The organism is Caproicibacter sp. BJN0012, from assembly GCF_035986805.1.
Lineage (GTDB): Bacteria > Bacillota > Clostridia > Oscillospirales > Acutalibacteraceae > Caproicibacter.
The window spans coordinates 1,079,778-1,095,241 of the sequence record NZ_CP142518.1; the positions used below are offsets into that span (position 1 = coordinate 1,079,778).

The 15,464-nt window shown below is 43.1% G+C and carries 17 protein-coding genes; 14 read left to right on the plus strand and 3 right to left on the minus strand.

Features of this window, described 5'->3' with window-relative positions; translation table 11 throughout:
* Positions 1–392: 392 nt before the first annotated feature.
* Together VA597_RS05235 and VA597_RS05240 are read left to right on the plus strand one after the other, a co-directional pair.
* Entirely contained in the window at positions 393–1,010 is a 618-nt protein-coding gene (locus VA597_RS05235; RefSeq protein ID WP_128741803.1) for a hypothetical protein, read from the plus strand.
* On the plus strand, positions 991–2,163 hold the full coding sequence (locus tag VA597_RS05240; RefSeq protein ID WP_128741804.1) for a helix-turn-helix domain-containing protein: 1,173 nt from the start codon (positions 991–993) through the stop codon (positions 2,161–2,163). The genes VA597_RS05235 and VA597_RS05240 overlap by 20 nt, the downstream gene beginning before the upstream one ends.
* 218 nt (positions 2,164–2,381) lie before the next feature.
* Here the strand turns inward: VA597_RS05240 and VA597_RS05245 are convergent, their stop codons facing one another.
* On the minus strand, positions 2,382–2,618 hold the full coding sequence (locus VA597_RS05245) for a hypothetical protein (protein WP_128741805.1): 237 nt from the start codon (positions 2,616–2,618) through the stop codon (positions 2,382–2,384).
* 336 nt (positions 2,619–2,954) lie between these two features.
* Between VA597_RS05245 and VA597_RS05250 the strand changes: the two genes are divergently transcribed.
* From VA597_RS05250 to VA597_RS05260, 3 genes are all read left to right on the plus strand, one after another.
* The gene (locus VA597_RS05250) at positions 2,955–3,230 is read left to right on the plus strand and encodes a type II toxin-antitoxin system RelB/DinJ family antitoxin (RefSeq protein ID WP_128741806.1); all 276 of its coding nucleotides are present in this window, start codon (positions 2,955–2,957) and stop codon (positions 3,228–3,230) included.
* Complete coding sequence (locus VA597_RS05255; RefSeq protein WP_128741807.1) at positions 3,223–3,501, plus strand: type II toxin-antitoxin system YafQ family toxin; 279 nt, start codon at positions 3,223–3,225, stop codon at positions 3,499–3,501. Before VA597_RS05250 ends, VA597_RS05255 begins: the two co-directional genes overlap by 8 nt.
* Before the next feature lie 473 nt (positions 3,502–3,974).
* On the plus strand, positions 3,975–4,616 hold the full coding sequence (locus VA597_RS05260) for a hypothetical protein (protein ID WP_128741808.1): 642 nt from the start codon (positions 3,975–3,977) through the stop codon (positions 4,614–4,616).
* Positions 4,617–4,916: 300 nt separating this feature from the next.
* Here the strand turns inward: VA597_RS05260 and VA597_RS05265 are convergent, their stop codons facing one another.
* The gene (locus tag VA597_RS05265) at positions 4,917–5,489 is read right to left on the minus strand and encodes a tyrosine-type recombinase/integrase (protein WP_326975437.1); all 573 of its coding nucleotides are present in this window, start codon (positions 5,487–5,489) and stop codon (positions 4,917–4,919) included.
* Between the two features lie 483 nt (positions 5,490–5,972).
* On the opposite strand from VA597_RS05265, the gene VA597_RS05270 reads away from it, so the two are divergent.
* The 6 genes from VA597_RS05270 to VA597_RS05295 all read left to right on the plus strand — a co-directional run bounded on the left by VA597_RS05270 (position 5,973) and on the right by VA597_RS05295 (position 10,896).
* On the plus strand, positions 5,973–7,241 hold the full coding sequence (locus VA597_RS05270) for an MFS transporter (protein ID WP_326975438.1): 1,269 nt from the start codon (positions 5,973–5,975) through the stop codon (positions 7,239–7,241).
* 21 nt (positions 7,242–7,262) lie between these two features.
* Positions 7,263–7,640, plus strand: coding sequence for a TIGR04076 family protein (locus VA597_RS05275; protein ID WP_326975439.1), 378 nt, complete (start codon positions 7,263–7,265; stop codon positions 7,638–7,640).
* Between the two features lie 191 nt (positions 7,641–7,831).
* The gene (locus VA597_RS05280) at positions 7,832–8,764 is read left to right on the plus strand and encodes a PHP domain-containing protein (protein WP_326975440.1); all 933 of its coding nucleotides are present in this window, start codon (positions 7,832–7,834) and stop codon (positions 8,762–8,764) included.
* Positions 8,765–8,796: 32 nt separating this feature from the next.
* A complete protein-coding gene (locus VA597_RS05285; RefSeq protein WP_326975441.1) occupies positions 8,797–9,282 on the plus strand; it encodes a nucleoside-diphosphate kinase in 486 nt (161 codons plus the stop codon).
* A gap of 1 nt (position 9,283) precedes the next feature.
* The gene (locus VA597_RS05290) at positions 9,284–10,147 is read left to right on the plus strand and encodes a class II fructose-bisphosphate aldolase (protein ID WP_326975442.1); all 864 of its coding nucleotides are present in this window, start codon (positions 9,284–9,286) and stop codon (positions 10,145–10,147) included.
* A 275-nt stretch (positions 10,148–10,422) separates the two neighbouring features.
* Positions 10,423–10,896, plus strand: a complete 474-nt coding sequence (locus VA597_RS05295; RefSeq protein WP_326975443.1) for a hypothetical protein — start codon at positions 10,423–10,425, stop codon at positions 10,894–10,896.
* A gap of 626 nt (positions 10,897–11,522) precedes the next feature.
* Here the strand turns inward: VA597_RS05295 and VA597_RS05300 are convergent.
* Complete coding sequence (locus VA597_RS05300; RefSeq protein WP_326975444.1) at positions 11,523–13,913, minus strand: leucine-rich repeat protein; 2,391 nt, start codon at positions 13,911–13,913, stop codon at positions 11,523–11,525.
* A 529-nt stretch (positions 13,914–14,442) separates the two neighbouring features.
* Between VA597_RS05300 and VA597_RS05305 the strand changes: the two genes are divergently transcribed.
* From VA597_RS05305 to VA597_RS05315, 3 genes are all read left to right on the plus strand, one after another.
* Positions 14,443–14,559 carry a PF20097 family protein gene (locus VA597_RS05305; protein ID WP_326975445.1) on the plus strand — a complete coding sequence of 39 codons (117 nt, stop codon included), beginning with the start codon at positions 14,443–14,445 and terminating at the stop codon, positions 14,557–14,559.
* Positions 14,560–14,632: 73 nt separating this feature from the next.
* Positions 14,633–14,869, plus strand: a complete 237-nt coding sequence (locus VA597_RS05310; RefSeq protein ID WP_326975446.1) for a hypothetical protein — start codon at positions 14,633–14,635, stop codon at positions 14,867–14,869.
* Positions 14,862–15,464, plus strand: coding sequence for a hypothetical protein (locus tag VA597_RS05315; protein WP_326975447.1), 603 nt, complete (start codon positions 14,862–14,864; stop codon positions 15,462–15,464). Before VA597_RS05310 ends, VA597_RS05315 begins: the two co-directional genes overlap by 8 nt.

A 15,464-nucleotide genomic window follows, 5' to 3' on the forward strand; every position in this document is an offset into this window, starting at 1 on the left:
CGGATTGACGATTAACAAGAACCGAGTCTTATTTCGCCGTTGATCTAATGTGTGGTCATATCCCCAAAGCATACCTGCGCCATCAGGCTCATCGGAGATATTGCAAGGCCAAGCCAAGTTTCTGAAATTTTGAGTGTTGGGATTAAACGGGAGCGGAAGCACTTCCACTTTTTTGAAGCGGACGTGTATTAGTCAACGTTGTGGGCGCAACTCCAGCCAATTTCGGATACGCGTCTGATTGTTAAACAAAAGCCCTCAGAGATCCGGGAGCTTTTTGCTCATCATTTTAGCAACACTAAAATTATCGACGGTTTACAGTGCTTGCTTACTTGACAAAATTAGATTAATACTGTAAAATACTTTACAATGATTGAAACATGGGGGTGCAAAATTTGAATTCGCTTTTTGATAGAATCCCAGATGTATTGATTAGAGGGATTGGAAATGGATGTGTTTTTGGAGACAAGGCATTTAGTCAAATACATCAAAGCGAACCTCGCTTTTTTGACAGCGCTTATTCTTATGGACTGCGATCTAGAATTCATGATAAAGCCATCCAGTTTTATTTGGATGAAAGATTAGCTGATAATGCTTTTATTCAAATAGACAAAAAAGATGTGGGCTTTGGTAACCGAGTTTTGTTTATTTCGGGAAAAGATTATTTGATTACTCCTTGCCATGTATCTCAACTTGATGTTTTACCTTGTCCAGCAAAATATAAGAAAAATGCGGCAACAGGTAATCCAGGCAATGAATTATATCAATTGAGCCTATTCACGCCTCCAGTTTCAAAAACATTTACAAACGTATATTTTGTGTTGTCAACTTATTTTGACGGGAATAATACGATTCCTAAACTAGTAATGCCAAATAATAATTTTACGGAGATATTGGACAGTAGGCCCATTTTTTCAGAATTCGTGTCAGAAGATGAGACTACATATCAAGAAAGAATTATGCCAAAACTAATCTCCGAGGTGGAAAAAGAGCATGAGCAGGGTAATGGATGAGCCTAGGTTAATCCCGCAACGTATGAAAGAAGCAAGAGAATATAGATTTTTAAGCGTAACAGATCTAGCTGATAAAATTGGAAAGACCAAACAAGCTGTTTCTCAATACGAAAAAGGTACTACAAAACCGACTCCAGAAATTTTGTCACTTATTGCAAATGTTACGGGGTTTCCAATACAGTATTTTTTCAAGGAAATACATCCCAAAAGTGCAGCATCATCTGAAATCCCTCTATATAGAGGATCTGTTTCAAAAACAAAAAGTCTAAAAAGGTCTTATCAAATTGCGGTAGATTGGTCTAATGATATTATATCCTTTCTAAGCAAATACTTTATATTGAATAACGTTAATTTGCCCGACAACGTTAATTTCGATTATACTTGTGAAATTGATGAAATGGTAATAAGTAAAATTGAAAGAATAGCAGAAGATATACGAAACTCTTGGTCTTTAGGAAAAGGTCCAATCAATGACATTGTGGGCATTTTAGAGAACAATGGATTTATTATTTCTAAAATACCACATAAAGCCAAAGAGGTTGAGGCTTTTTCTCTTTGGTATGAAAAAGTCCCTCGTATTTTTTACGAAGGAAACCGCGATACGGCAGTAAGTTATTCTTTTAGTATTTGCCATGAATTAGGGCACTTAATCTTGCATCAAGATTTGACAGAAAAAGAGGCTATTAATGCCATCCTCTTAAAGTCACTTGAAAAACAGGCAAATATTTTTGCCGGGGCGTTCTTGATGCCGGCGGAATCCTTTGGAAATGAATATATAACCAGTAGTCTGGACTCATTTATCGCGCTAAAAAGAAAATGGAAGGTTTCTCTTTCTGCGATGATTATGCGTGCAAATATTCTTGGCATAATAGATGAACAACAAAAATCCTACCTATTTAGGCAATTATCATCGCGGGGATATAGAAAACATGAGCCTTATGACGGAGAAATCAGATTTGAAGGTCCGACATTAATATATAATTCTATAAAAACAATGTTGGAAAATCATATAATTAATCTCCAAGATTTTATTAGCACTATTGCTATTCCATTAAACGAGCTTGAATCAATATGCTCATTTCCGGAAGGGTTCATTAAATCAAATTTAGTTCTTCAAAGGGACGTCCCACATTTAAAGCTTATTACTAACTGATGTCTTGGGCCCATCAGATTGATTTCCAGTTGGCTATTTTCAGGTTGAAACCGGAAGCGGAAGCACTTCCGATTTTGTGGAGTTTCGGGCTAAATTGGGGCCACCATAGCAGTTTCTACGCCTACCGCAACTGCATAGGCTGAAAATCTACCAACATAACACAATGTCCCCTGCAGGCCATCAAAAGCCTGTAAGGAGCATTGTGCTTTTACCGCTTGTTATGCGGCCTTTGAACGATTAATGCGAACCAATTCATCGTCATTTTTATGAACTCTATGCCAAAGATTATCCTCATCGCTACGCTTATACAAACTTCCATTTAATGACATAGGATCATCAGGATTAGGACTTTCATTTTGAGGATTTTGGTCAAAAAAATCTTCGTCAGTATAAGTTTCTTGTGGATGATCGGCATCATATTGATCCCAAAAATCATTGTCATGTGATTTACACATTAAAACGTCCCCTTTCAAGTTTTTGTTTATCTTCTTATAATACACGCTTAATTATTTGTCGAGTATAAAGTTGAATTGTGTCACTAGGGTATACGGACTATCGTCATCTCCTGCGGACGCGACACAGATCAAAACCGGACGTATAGTTCGGCCAGCTTCAAACAAACAGCTTCTGTAAGGTTTTTTGCCCTTTGCCCTCTAAATGTCTGCATGCAAGGATGGAATATGGCCGGAATTTTTAGAAAATTTGAGAATAATTCATGCCTAATGTATTTACAATAGACATGAATTAGCATATACTATAAGTGAACAAAAACAAGGAAAGGAGCTTGCATCATGTCTGTAAAATCCGATACCAGCATGACGATCAGAATGAACAAGGATGTAAAACAGCAGGCCCAACAGATTTTTTCAGAGCTGGGTTTGGATATGACTACCGCCGTCAATGTGTTTCTGCGTCAAGCTATCCGTTATCACGGGTTTCCGTTCGATGTGACGCTGGACACCCCAAACGAGGTTACGCTGGCCGCTATGGATGACTCGGAGAAGGGCAGAGATGTTCATGGTCCCTTTGACAGTGTGTCGGCGCTGATGGAGGACTTGAATGCTTAAGATCGAATATCAAGGGCAATTCAAAAAAGACTACAAAGAGGCAATAAAGAGGGGATACAACCCGGAGCTGCTGGCCGAAGTGGTTTCCATACTGGCGAACGAACAGCCCCTTCCTCCGAAGTACAAAGACCACAACCTGACGAACTCCCGGAACTACAAGGGCATGAGAGAGTGTCATATTCAACCTGACTGGCTGCTTGTCTATCAGATCAGCAAGAAGGTCCTTATTTTGCGGCTGATTAGAACAGGCAGCCATAGTGATTTATTTTAGGAAACGTGGAAGCCTAAATCGGACGTACGTCCAGCCCCCGCAACGGCCGCAACTCTGAGTCGGAACCAGGACCGGAAGTGCTTTATTTTCAAGGTCGAATCTGACTACTTTTTGACTACACACTCTTACAAAATCAATCGGTATCGAGAAATTATAAAACACTGATAAATGGCTATGCTATACGGGCTTTTGCTTAAGTTTAGTCCGCTAAATTAGACATAAAAACAGACTGGGGGTCTAGAGGCCGCAAGTTCAAGTCTTGCCACTCGGACCAACAAAAGACCGACGATTTTGAATCGTCGGTCTTTTGTTTTGCCTGTAGCCATGCGAGTTTGCGAGAAGCAAGTCCTATAAGGACACTCGCGAGTAAAATAGGATGACAGGATTTTCCTTGCAAAATTTTTATAATTTGCTATAATTTTATAAAAGTGAAACTTATAAAAAACTACTATCGGTGAGAGAGGGAATAGATTATGTCATTATTTAATTTATTTTGGAATCTCTCTCTCGGAATTGTCGGTGGTATCGTTTCAAGTGTAGTTGTTTCCAGAGTCTTCTTAATTCAGAGTAATTATAAAAGTCAGGTAACACAATTTGAAAAGTTACTGCGAAAACTCGGTTACATAGACGGCATGTTCTTTGGCATTAAAACGGTTTTGGAATTTTCTTATGATGCCGATACAAAAATGGAACAGGAAATGAAACGCTGTGGTTATAAGACCGAGGATGAATACTACGCAGCTCACAAAGAATGTCGATGGATTTCCAAAGAGGACTTATTGAAAAACTTGCTTAGTGAAATTCAGAAAATGGCAAACACTACTGATAAAGAACTGATGAATAACCAAATTACAGAAGATGGGTTACGCAAAATTACAAATCACCTATCGGATTACGTTAGAGATGTAGCTAAGTTGAAAGAATGTTCTTTTACTTCAATACATGAGTTAGAAGCAAAAAGTGAATCCATTCAAAAGGAGTTTGAGAATTATAAAAAAGACTCCACCAAGTTATTACTGAAAATGATTCTAAAAGACAAACTTATGATAATCCTCTATATTTTTATGGCCTTAATCTTTTTAAGTGCAATTCTAGCCTATCATTATGGCGTTTAAAATGATTTCATTATAAATATCGTTTTTGTACTGCTTGCTGATTGCCCGCAAACCATTGATATTACTGGATTTCTCCAAGTCCTATAATTTCACTCCGACCATAAGAAGTCCCCTGCAAACTCAACCGGCTCGCAGGGGGCTCATTTTGTTTTTATGCAGCGATTCTCAGCAATGACCTGGGTATTAATAATTCAAACACGGCAACTTGCGGGCCTCCGCAACCAAACAAAACCCAGTAGCCATGCGGCTTCTGGGCTTTTTCTTTTTTTCTTAAGCTGTCAACGTGTTAATTTTGACAGCTTAATTGACAGCCATTTGACAGTCAAACGTTTTTTTCCGTTTTGAATAATTATAACTGAGAATGAACCCTTTATCCTGCTCCTGCTGCTGCTTTACGGTTGAGATCGGCGTGGAGTACAGGCTGCTGATCTTCTGTATGCTATCCTTTTTATGCTCGGTCAGTACATGGCCGTAAAGGTTCGGCGTGGTGGATGGTTTGGCATGGCCGAGAATTTTAGAAAGGACCAGGATATCCATACCGTTTTCGATAGACCGCGTTGCGAAGGTATGGCGCAGGCAGTGAAAATTCGCATCTTTGATCCCGGCCGCTTTGATTTCCCGGTAGAATAAATCCTCGAACGTTCGAGGATCGAACCGATTTCCTTCGGCGGTTATGAATACATAACCTTGCGGATTGTAGCCCGGAAATTCGTCGGCTATCCGGTCCTGTTGTTTTTTATGTGCGAGTAGGTCTGCATGCAGTTCCTGAATAATATCAATGGTCCGCGCCTTGCGTCTTTCGTTTTTGGTGTCCTTAGCTCGAGAGTTGTGGCGGTCGGACAGGTATCCAATGACAACACATAAAAATCGCATATCTTCTGTCTGATATCTTCCCGTTGGCACCGCGGTTTCACTTACCTTTGCATCAAGTAATATTCGCCTTCGTAGCGATGGTGCTTTTTGGATTCTTTGTCATAGGGGTACAAACTGTAGACTGGTGTTTGGTGTAGAAGCATCTTACCCTGCGTCGGAAGGTACATCAGAGGGTATTCTGCAGATGTTGGGAAATGCCGGAAGCATTGTTATTCTTGTTTTCATACAACTGGTACAAAACAATCAACAGTGTGGAATGATATTAATGGTTGCTCTTTTGCTTCTGTCCGCTGTCCCCATGTTTATTGTAAAGGAGGGTTCTGCTAAGGAGAGATTTCTTGAGATCTAAAGTAGGTAGCATCCCGGTTTGTTTAAGGGTTTACTTCATCAAAACCGAACTGGTCCTGACTTAGCTGAGAAGTGTTAAGCAGGCAGTTACCTGTCGTTGAAGCCTGCAGGTAAAATTTGTATGGAGGTTGTATTATGGAAAACACAGTCGATGCGCAATACAGAGTTTATAAGCGTCGGTGGCTTGTTCTCTCAGTGTATGTACTCGTTGACGCGATCATGCAGCTCCTTTGGGCGACGTTCTTTTCAATAACGACAGAAGCCTGGCATTTTTATGGCTTTAAAGATCAGGCGTCGGGTGAAACGGCCATGAGCAATCTCTCGATGATCGTTATGCTGGGTATGGTGTTTCTGTCATTTTTCTCAATCTGGGCATACGACAAATTCGGGTGGTACAAAACAGTGGGAGCCGCTGCGATTATTATGGCGATTTCTGCCTTGTTCAGGGGCTTCTATGGCGAAAGTTACAGCGCGGTATTTATTTGTACAATAGGCATTTCGATAGCTCAGCCGTTTATTCTGAATTCCTTTGGCATCCTGGCTACCAAATGGTTTCCGCCTAAGGAACGCGCTACGGTAAACGGAATCGGTATGCTGTCTATCTACATAGGCGTTGTGGGAGCCAGCCTCGGGACTCCGTATATGATGCAGATTGGCTTGGGCATCAAGGGCCTTCTGAATGTTTATGGTTATCTGACCGCCGCCATAGCAGTTCTCTTTCTGCTGATTGCCCGTGAGCAGCCCTCAACCCCTCCCTGTGCTCAGGAGTTGACTGAACGGGTCAATTTCGTGGAAGGTATGAAATTATGCTTCAAGAGGCCTCATGTTGTAGCTGGAATATTGATCTATTTCTGCCTGAATGGAATTTATGGTTCGTTTACAACGCTGATTGAACCTATTCTAAAGTATTTCACAGTCTCTCTCGACTCTATGAACATTGGTACGATAAACCTAGTCCTCACAATTGCTGGAATGGTGGGAACGTTGCTTCTCCCGATTGTTTCCGATAGGGATAGATTGCACAGGAGACTGCCTTCCCTGAAACTCAGCCTTGTGTTTGGTATTCTGGGGCTTGGTACGTTCGTGTTTGTCCATCAGTTGGCCCTGATTTTCCTTACAGCAATTATTTTCGGATTCGCTTTACTCGGCGCACAGCCAGTATCGCTAGTACTTGCTGTTGAAGCCGCATATCCCGCTTCGGAAGGCACTTCGGAGTCTATTCTGCAGTGGGCAGGCAATGTCGGCAGTGCTGTAATCCTCTTGTTCATCAATCTGTTGTTCCAAGGCCGTCACAGCTACACTATAATATTTATGGTCGCAATTATGGTAGTGTGTGTTGTTATTGCTTGCTTTACTAAAGAGGCTTCCGTTTCGGACAGACGTCTGGAGAAAGCGGAAGGTTAACCCGCACCCGGGTGAAAACCGTTGAATCGGATCTTCGGTATAACAGTTCCGGTCAAACGAGCTGGGTGGCGTAAATTAGGAGGTGGATTATGTCAAAGTATGTCAAAATTACGGTACTTAAGCGTCTTCCTGGTCTCGGATGTAGTCCAGAAGTATGCCCCGAAAGCGATTGTACGCTGCTCACATTTAAAAGAAGGCGATGTATTTATCACCGATGGGAAAAAAGTGCCTGAGAACTTCTGCGTCTGGGCTTTTTCTGACATCTTCAAAGATATTATAATGGTGCAACGTAACGCAGAGTGTACTGCCGGTCCCGATAAGAAGTGCCAGGTGACGTCCTGCACGGACGGATTCCGCCCGGTCGTTTTTCTGATTGAGCCTTACGATGGAGAGGAATAAGAATTAAATGTTGTCACAGGAAGAACTGTTTTAGCTTAAAACAATTTATGACGGTGTAGCCTTACCCGAAATGTGAGGACACAGCGTTTCAGCCTGGCTTTCCCGGACTGTCTGGGAGGCTTCGGTTATATGGTGCTTCCTGTTTTGATGATTGTGGTTTGCTTATTTGGGGCTGTTGGTGGGGGTGCACAATGAAAGTAGTCACAATGAATTTAAAAGGTATTCAGGCTAGTTCCCTAGATTTACATATGCACTCAAATGCCAGCACGGACGGGCAGTACTCTCCAGAAGAGCTTGTCCAGGTTGTTCGGAGGCACGGTGTTAAAATCATGGCTTTAAGTGACCATGATACGGTCAGGAATGTAAAAGAAACAATACAGTGCGCTAGAGAGATCGGCTTGGAAGTCATTCCTGCGGGGGAATTCACGTGTGACTGGCAGGAATATGAGTTGCATGTCCTGGGTTATGGGATTGACTATTCCGATCCCCGCTTTGAAGAACTGAAATGCGAACTGGAGGAATGTGAGCGTGAGGTTGCAAAAAAGCGCATTGTGACGATAAAAAACCTGGGAATCGTTTTTGATGAGGCTGCGGTTTGGAAAACAGCCGTTAACGGCGTTTATGCGCCGGAGCGGATTGCAATGCTTGCTTTAGCGGAACCAGCAAATCGTGACCATCCATTGTTGCAGCCCTTTCTTCCCGGTGGTGATAGGTCGGATAATCCGGCGCTTAATTTCGCGTGGGACTTTTGTGAGTTGGGCGGGCCGGCTTATATCCCCACCCGCCATAATTCCATTTCGTTTGTGACAGGCCTGATTCACGATACTGGAGGCGTTGCAGTACTTGCACATCCAGGATGCTACTTTGGGGAAAATACGGGGCCGATGGAGGCTTTGCTAGGGCAATCTGATTTCGATGGTGTCGAAGTGTACAGCAGCTATCACGATTTGAAATCAACAGCGATATTTCACGAACTGACGGAGAGGTTACAGTTACTTGAAACCGTTGGAAGTGATTTTCATGGGCAGACGAAACCAAATCTTACACCTGGCTGTGTCAGCTGTGAAGGTCGGGAAGCCGAGCTTTTGGAAAAGCTGTCTAAAGTAATGGTTAGCGCAGTTTAAATCAATGGCTGGACCAATATGGGAGGAAGGATATGTCTGAAATAACGTTTGTACTTTTAAAGCCTGATGCTATTGAGCGAAAGCTGGTACGAGAAATCATTTCGTATTTTGCGGACTACAATATCTTTCCCAAGCTTTTCGATTTGCAAACTGCAACGGCCGAGAAGATTACAGCTCATTATGCAGAGCATATTAAAAAATTTGGAATTGAATTTGAACTGGAATCAAGAATCATGTTTGAAGGAAAAGCTGTTATCCCAATAGTACTCGCGGGATCTAATGATATTATCCAGAGTGTCAGAAACATTGTGGGTGCTACTGAGCCGTCGAAAGCGGAACATGGGACAATCAGAGGGGACTTGGGGAAGGGTGACAATTATGAGAAAGCAGATTTAGAACATCGCCTAGTGGCTAATCTCATCCATGCGTCAGATAGCGAAATGGCGGTAAAGCGTGAAATTGGAATTTGGTTGCCAGACTTTCACTTTGACAGTTGTGAGAAAGAAGCAAGGCAATAGTATGGTGAGGTATGATAGAAACAAATTGCTGCAGTTATATGAACAGGCTAAAGCAGAGAAATTTGCAATACCATCGTTCAATTACTATGGCTTATGGGATATGATGGCCATCGTGGAAGCAGCAGAAGAAATGCATGCTCCGGTACTGCTTATGTCCGATCCACAGGTATATGAAACGATAGGACCGGAGATGTGCGTACATATGGTGGATGTTTTGGCCAGTCAGGCATCGGTACCAGTTATTCATCATATAGATCACTCTGTTAATTGTATTGCTTGCAAACATGCCATTGATCTGGGCTTTAAGTCGATTATGATGGATGCCTCGGATAAGCCGATTGAACAAAATGTCGCCTTTGTCAAGGAGATCGCTGATTATGCACATGAAAGGGGCTGTTTCGTCGAAGCTGAGATTGGTCCCACCCTTACCGGATCCACTTATGAGGCCTCTTATGTAGGAGATAATTATCTTTTCGACTTGCAGGAAGCAGTAAGACTAGTAGAGGAAGGTTCGCCGGATTCCCTAGCAATCGGAATCGGTAATGTACATGGATTTTATATTGGAAAAACGGAGCTCAACTTTCAAAGGCTAGCGGAAGCCAAGGAAGCAATTCAAATTCCGCTCGTACTGCACGGTGGTACAGGTATTTCGGGAGAGGATATTCTAAAGGCGATCAAAGGCGGTATCTGCAAGATAAACGTTGACACCGCGATTAATTGCGCTTATATGAATGGCATAAGAAGGCAGCTGATTGGAGGCGGGGAGAATCAGTTTACATTGGATGTTATACGCTATGGCATGGATAAAGTGAAGGTTGTTGTTAGGCAATGGATCTATATGTGCAGGGCAGATAACCGCATCTGATAAAAGGCTTCTCCACCCGGCCGCTTGTTTTTGTCCGGGCGAAGGGGACATTTTGTATTAGCTTTCTCAGTTCCAAGGCGCAGAAGGCCGCCCGCCTTGGAACTGAGAAAAGCAACTATGCCGGTACATGTTATTTTAGATTATCTGTTCGGCAAAATACGATCTTTGATGTACCCCAAAACCTCCCGCTATTTCTCAGGGAGAATGCGGATGCGGTCGACCCCGGCGTTGAAACTTTGTTTTTCCCGGTTGGAAGAGGCGCCGACCAGTCTTTTTTGGGGTCCGACATTCCCATTCAGTTTTATACCCGCTATGAAAGGGCTAAAGGCCAGAAGGACTCCGACAGCCCGGGTCCGGGCGTTTACTGGTGGCATACGGAAGATGATACCTACGACCGGGTCGATCCGGAAGTCTATCGAAAAGACACGGAGCTTTTCTTCTTAAACGTCTATAAACTGTTGACAGACACCCGACTTCCGTTTGCTCCAGAAGAATATTTCAACGGTCTGATCGCTCTTTTTGATCGGTATAAAAGCTGCGGTTCCCCCTACGACCAGGACCTTGCGTTCTCCGGTTCTCCAGTTTTCACGAAACTGATGGCCTTTTTAAAGACAAAACGCGAAGAAGAAAGCCCTGCTGAATATGTGTTCCTCAGAACGGATTTTGTAAGGCAAAGGAATCGCCTAATCGCGGAAATCAGAAGACTGAATCAGCTCCTTTTAAGCAGGATGGACAACGTTGCCCATTGAGGTACGAATAATGGGAAAAGGACCTGTTTGACATGAATCTTAGTGTTTGACTAATATCTTCATAAAATAAAACAATTTTACTTTTTTTATGGTTTCACCTATACTGATATGCATCGGTTATCATCTGACAAGGCTTCTTCCTTATTCCATATTAGGAGGAAGTCTCTTTTTATTTAATCAGACAGTCAGAGGAGAGTAAATTATGAATGAACAGCAAAAAAGAAATGTCAGACGCCGCATAGTGTTTATGACATTCTTAGAGGGCGCAATCCAACTATAAAAAGCCCTCTCATCCCGGCTGAACCCCGGGATGAGAGGTATGTTTAGAAATTCCTCTATTGCAAGACGTATTCACTTATCATAGGAGGAATCTATGTTTGAGAGAATAAAAGGCAAATGGAATAATCGCCATTTGACAATCGAGCCGGAAGAGAGGACTCAATACTTGCCACATGTAAATCTGCTCATTCCAAAGCTGCAGCCGTCTCTCAGACGTCGGAACAGGACGGGGCTTATCACTTCCCGCCTGTTTCAATGCTGGAAATGGAATCCCTGGAAAAGACCTCCTGATTTTAGCAGGTATGCTGCTTTCAATTTTTGCATTAATTGGTTTTAGGTTGGATGATTCAATAAACTCCAATTTGTCTTGTTGAATCTCCGTGTGGCCTCGAGATGCCGTTAATCTCCACGCGGACGGAAGCATGGGAGAGCAGATTGTTTTTGTTGTCGTACACGTCGAACATAACGTAAGCCGTACCGGTTCCTTTGCCGTTTACCTGAACGTTTCCGTTTTCCAGTTTTGTGGCTGTGGCAATTTTATCATTGGTCGAATAAACTTTCGCCGTTGCAGCCTTATCGCCGGTCAGCTTTATACCGATCTGGTACTTGCCGCCAACCGGCATTTGATAACTGGCCGTGTCCAGCGTAATCGAATTCCCGGTGTCCGCGACAATGTAATCGCCGAAATGATCGGTCTGAAATACGAGAAATCCGTTCTCTACTGTCACCTTCATGTCGGTCAGCGTCCCATCCGATTCATAGCGGAAAACACGCGGCGTGCCGCGAAGTCCAAGCGGAAGAGGAATTTTAATGGTCACGCTGCCACTGAAAGAGGAAATATTATTGCCGTTTTGGTCAAGAAGTTTCAGTTTGTAAAGGGACGGCGTTCCGATGACGTCCAAATCCGCGTCGGAAACAGCGAGATTGTAGGCAGCCTTGCCATCCGGGTCGGTTATGCCGCCCGATTCCCCTTTCGGATCTCCGTTCGCTGTTTCCGGGATAACGGAAAACGTGACGCCTGTTACGCTGGATGAGAACGTCGCGCCGGAAAGGTCAACTTCCATGCCGGACGAGGAGTCTTTTACGGCAGAGGGAAGCGAAGGAACTGAAACCGGGACTTCGGAAGATTTGTGCGAAGAATGATGATGGGAACCGCTGCCGCCACCTGACGTCCTCTTAAATGTTGCGGTTACGGTCACGCTCGCCGCGGGCATGGTAAAGCTGTTTCCTGCAACACTATGCCGATTGCCGCTATCCGTGTAAGAGAGGGAATCGGCCGCCAGCGCATAACCGCTGTCCGGTTTGACCGTAAGGCTGATCGTTTCGCCCGGCATGCCCTTTTGGGTACTCGGCGCAATGCTTCCGTGTGATAAAGAATTAACCTTGATAGAATATGTTTTTTCTTTGTTATGGACCGCGCCATAAGATGAAAGTTTCGAAAAATCGCCGTCGCCCGCACAATGAAAATTCAAAGTTCCGGAACAGCCTGAAAACGCGGAAAGGCCAATAGTAGGCTCGTCACCGTCAAAGTAGACATTCCCCAAACTGCTGCAACCCATAAACGCTCCATCGCCGATTGACGTCACGCTGTCCGGCAAGGTGATGCTCGTTAAACTGCTGCAACCCAAAAACGCTTCCCTGCAGATTGAAGTAACGCCGGCCGGCAGGGTGATGCTCGTTAAACTGCCGCAATTCTTAAACGCCTCATCGCCGATTGAAGTCACATTGTCCGGCAGGGTAATGCTCTTTAAACTGCTGCAATCAGTAAACATTACCTTGCCGATTGATGTTATGCCGGCTGGCAGAGTAATGCTCGTTAAACTGCTGCACTGGTAAAACGCTTCATCGCTGATTGACGTCACGCTGTCCGGCAGGGTGATGCTCTTTAAATCGGTACACAATAAAAATGCTGAATTGCCGATTGACTTCACGCCGTCTGGCAAGGTGATGCCCGTTAAACTGCTGCAACCCATAAACGCTCCATCGCCGATTAACGTCACGCTGTCCGGCAAGGTGATGCTCGTTAAACTGCTGCAACCAGAAAGCGCTCCATTGCCGATTGAGGTCATGCTGTCCGGCAAGGTGATGCTCGTTAAACCGCAACCCTCAAATGCCTTATAGCCGATTGAAGTCATACTGTCCGGCAGGGTGATGCTTGTTAAGTCGGTACAGTAGTAAAACGCATAATCGCCGATTGAAGTCATGCTGTCCGGCAGGGTGATGCTCGATAAACTGCTGCAATTCGAAAACGCCCAATCGCCGATTGAGTTCACTTTGGACGGCAGGGTGATGTTCGTTAAACTGCAGCCCTCAAACGCTTCCTCGCCGATTGACGTCACGCTGTTCGGCAGGGTAATGCTCGTTAAACTGCCGCAGTCCATAAACGCCCCATCGCCGATTGACGTCACGCTGTTCGGCAGCTTGACGTCCGTCAGCCCGGAACAATTAAAAAACGCTTTATCGCCGATTGCGGTAACGTTGTATGTGGTTCCGCTATTTGTAACTTTTGCAGGGATTGTTACGTTGCCGCTATACTCTGAACCTTTATTTGCAATCACTGCAACGTTACCGCTTTCCGAAATTTGATACTCAATTTCGACCCCGTCGTCATTTTTGGCTGTAAATGTATCTCCTGCCGCATATGCGCCGATTGTGCTGAGAGATGTTGCAGACAGCAATACGGCAATCGCAAGCAGAAGCGAAAACGATTTGATTCTTACCATAAAATTAGTATGCATTTATTGTTACCCCCTTTGATTCGCGGTCTAAGTCCCAACTAAGCGTTTGCATATTTTTCAGAAAACAATTATAATTAAAATGAAAATTTGTGCTTAAGCAGAGGTGAAAACCGTAAAATTTATTAACCTCGGTTGCTGATAAGGCTATTATACTATGTGTATCTATATAAAATCAAGAAAAGGAAAAATAAGTTTGAAAAAAGCTAATAGTACGCAAATTTATAAACTCACAAAAATAAGACCAAGAGAGCAAATATAAAAAGTAAGCCTATAAATAAAAAATGCCCTAAAGGATTAGCATTAACGGCGGCTTGCAGCTGCCCGTCGTCAACATCTTCCGCAGGAAATAGATTTTGAAATCATATCTCTCAATGCGAAACCGTACACAAGAAAACAGATGCTCTGAAAACAATAATGTTCTAATAGGGAAATAGCCTGCTATAGCCGTACATTATAATTACACCAAATGAGCAACCTGAGCAGCTTGAATCGAAAAGCGGACTTTGCATAATGTTTAATGTCAACTACTATGGAGGAAAGAATGATTGACAATAATATCTGCCCCTATTGTGGAAACGTTATGAAATTGGGCTATTTGGGCGGTGTTCGTTATCAACTCGAATGGATCCCAGAAGGTAAAAAATAAAGGCTGACAATATTGTCGAAAAATACTGGAATACCCCTTAATAAAACAAGTATCTTAAAACTAAATAAGGTATATGCATATTATTGCGATCAATGCAATTTATTTATTATTAGGAAATAAATATACCATCTTCTCATTTGCTCATGCAGATAAGCGGAAAACTGAGCAGTTTGGATTACCTCCCGAACTTCCCAGTTTGTTTACACTCTGGGGACCAGGACTGATAATTTACAATGGGCAGATAATCAAAATTGGGATTGTCAATGGATTACCATATTTGATGTCTGATGGAGTGAATAAGTTTGAATAAAAAAATAGGAATGATTAGCTCAATTATTAATTTATTTGCGGTAATTGGGTTTGCGTTGTGTATGCTTATTGGAACAAGTTTTGGAAGCTATCTGATATGCATGTTTATTGCGTTTAGTTTTGTACCGATGATTTGCACTTTTGCGATTTACAGCCCCATGGAAAAGAAGGCCGCGGGATATACTGCCATGATTTTTTCCGGAGCGTATGCGGTGTTCGTACTGATGGTTTACTTTGGTCAAGTAACGGCAGTACGACTCGATAATCTTAATGAACAGGCTTCACAGATACTGAATTATCAACGATTTGGATTATTTTTTAGCTATGACTTGCTTGGATATGGTCTGATGGCATTAGCTACCTTATTTGCTGGATTCACCATAGAACCAAGGAGCAAAGCTGATAAATGGTTGAAATGGCTGTTGCTGATGCACGGCATCTTCTTTATTGGTTGTTTTGTTATACCCATACTCGGCCTATTCAGTAAAAGCATGAATGGTGCGGTGTGGGTCGGGACCGCCGTGTTGATGGTTTGGTGTATATATTTTATCCCCATCGGGATCTTGTCGTTTCTACATTTCAAAAGAAACATATAG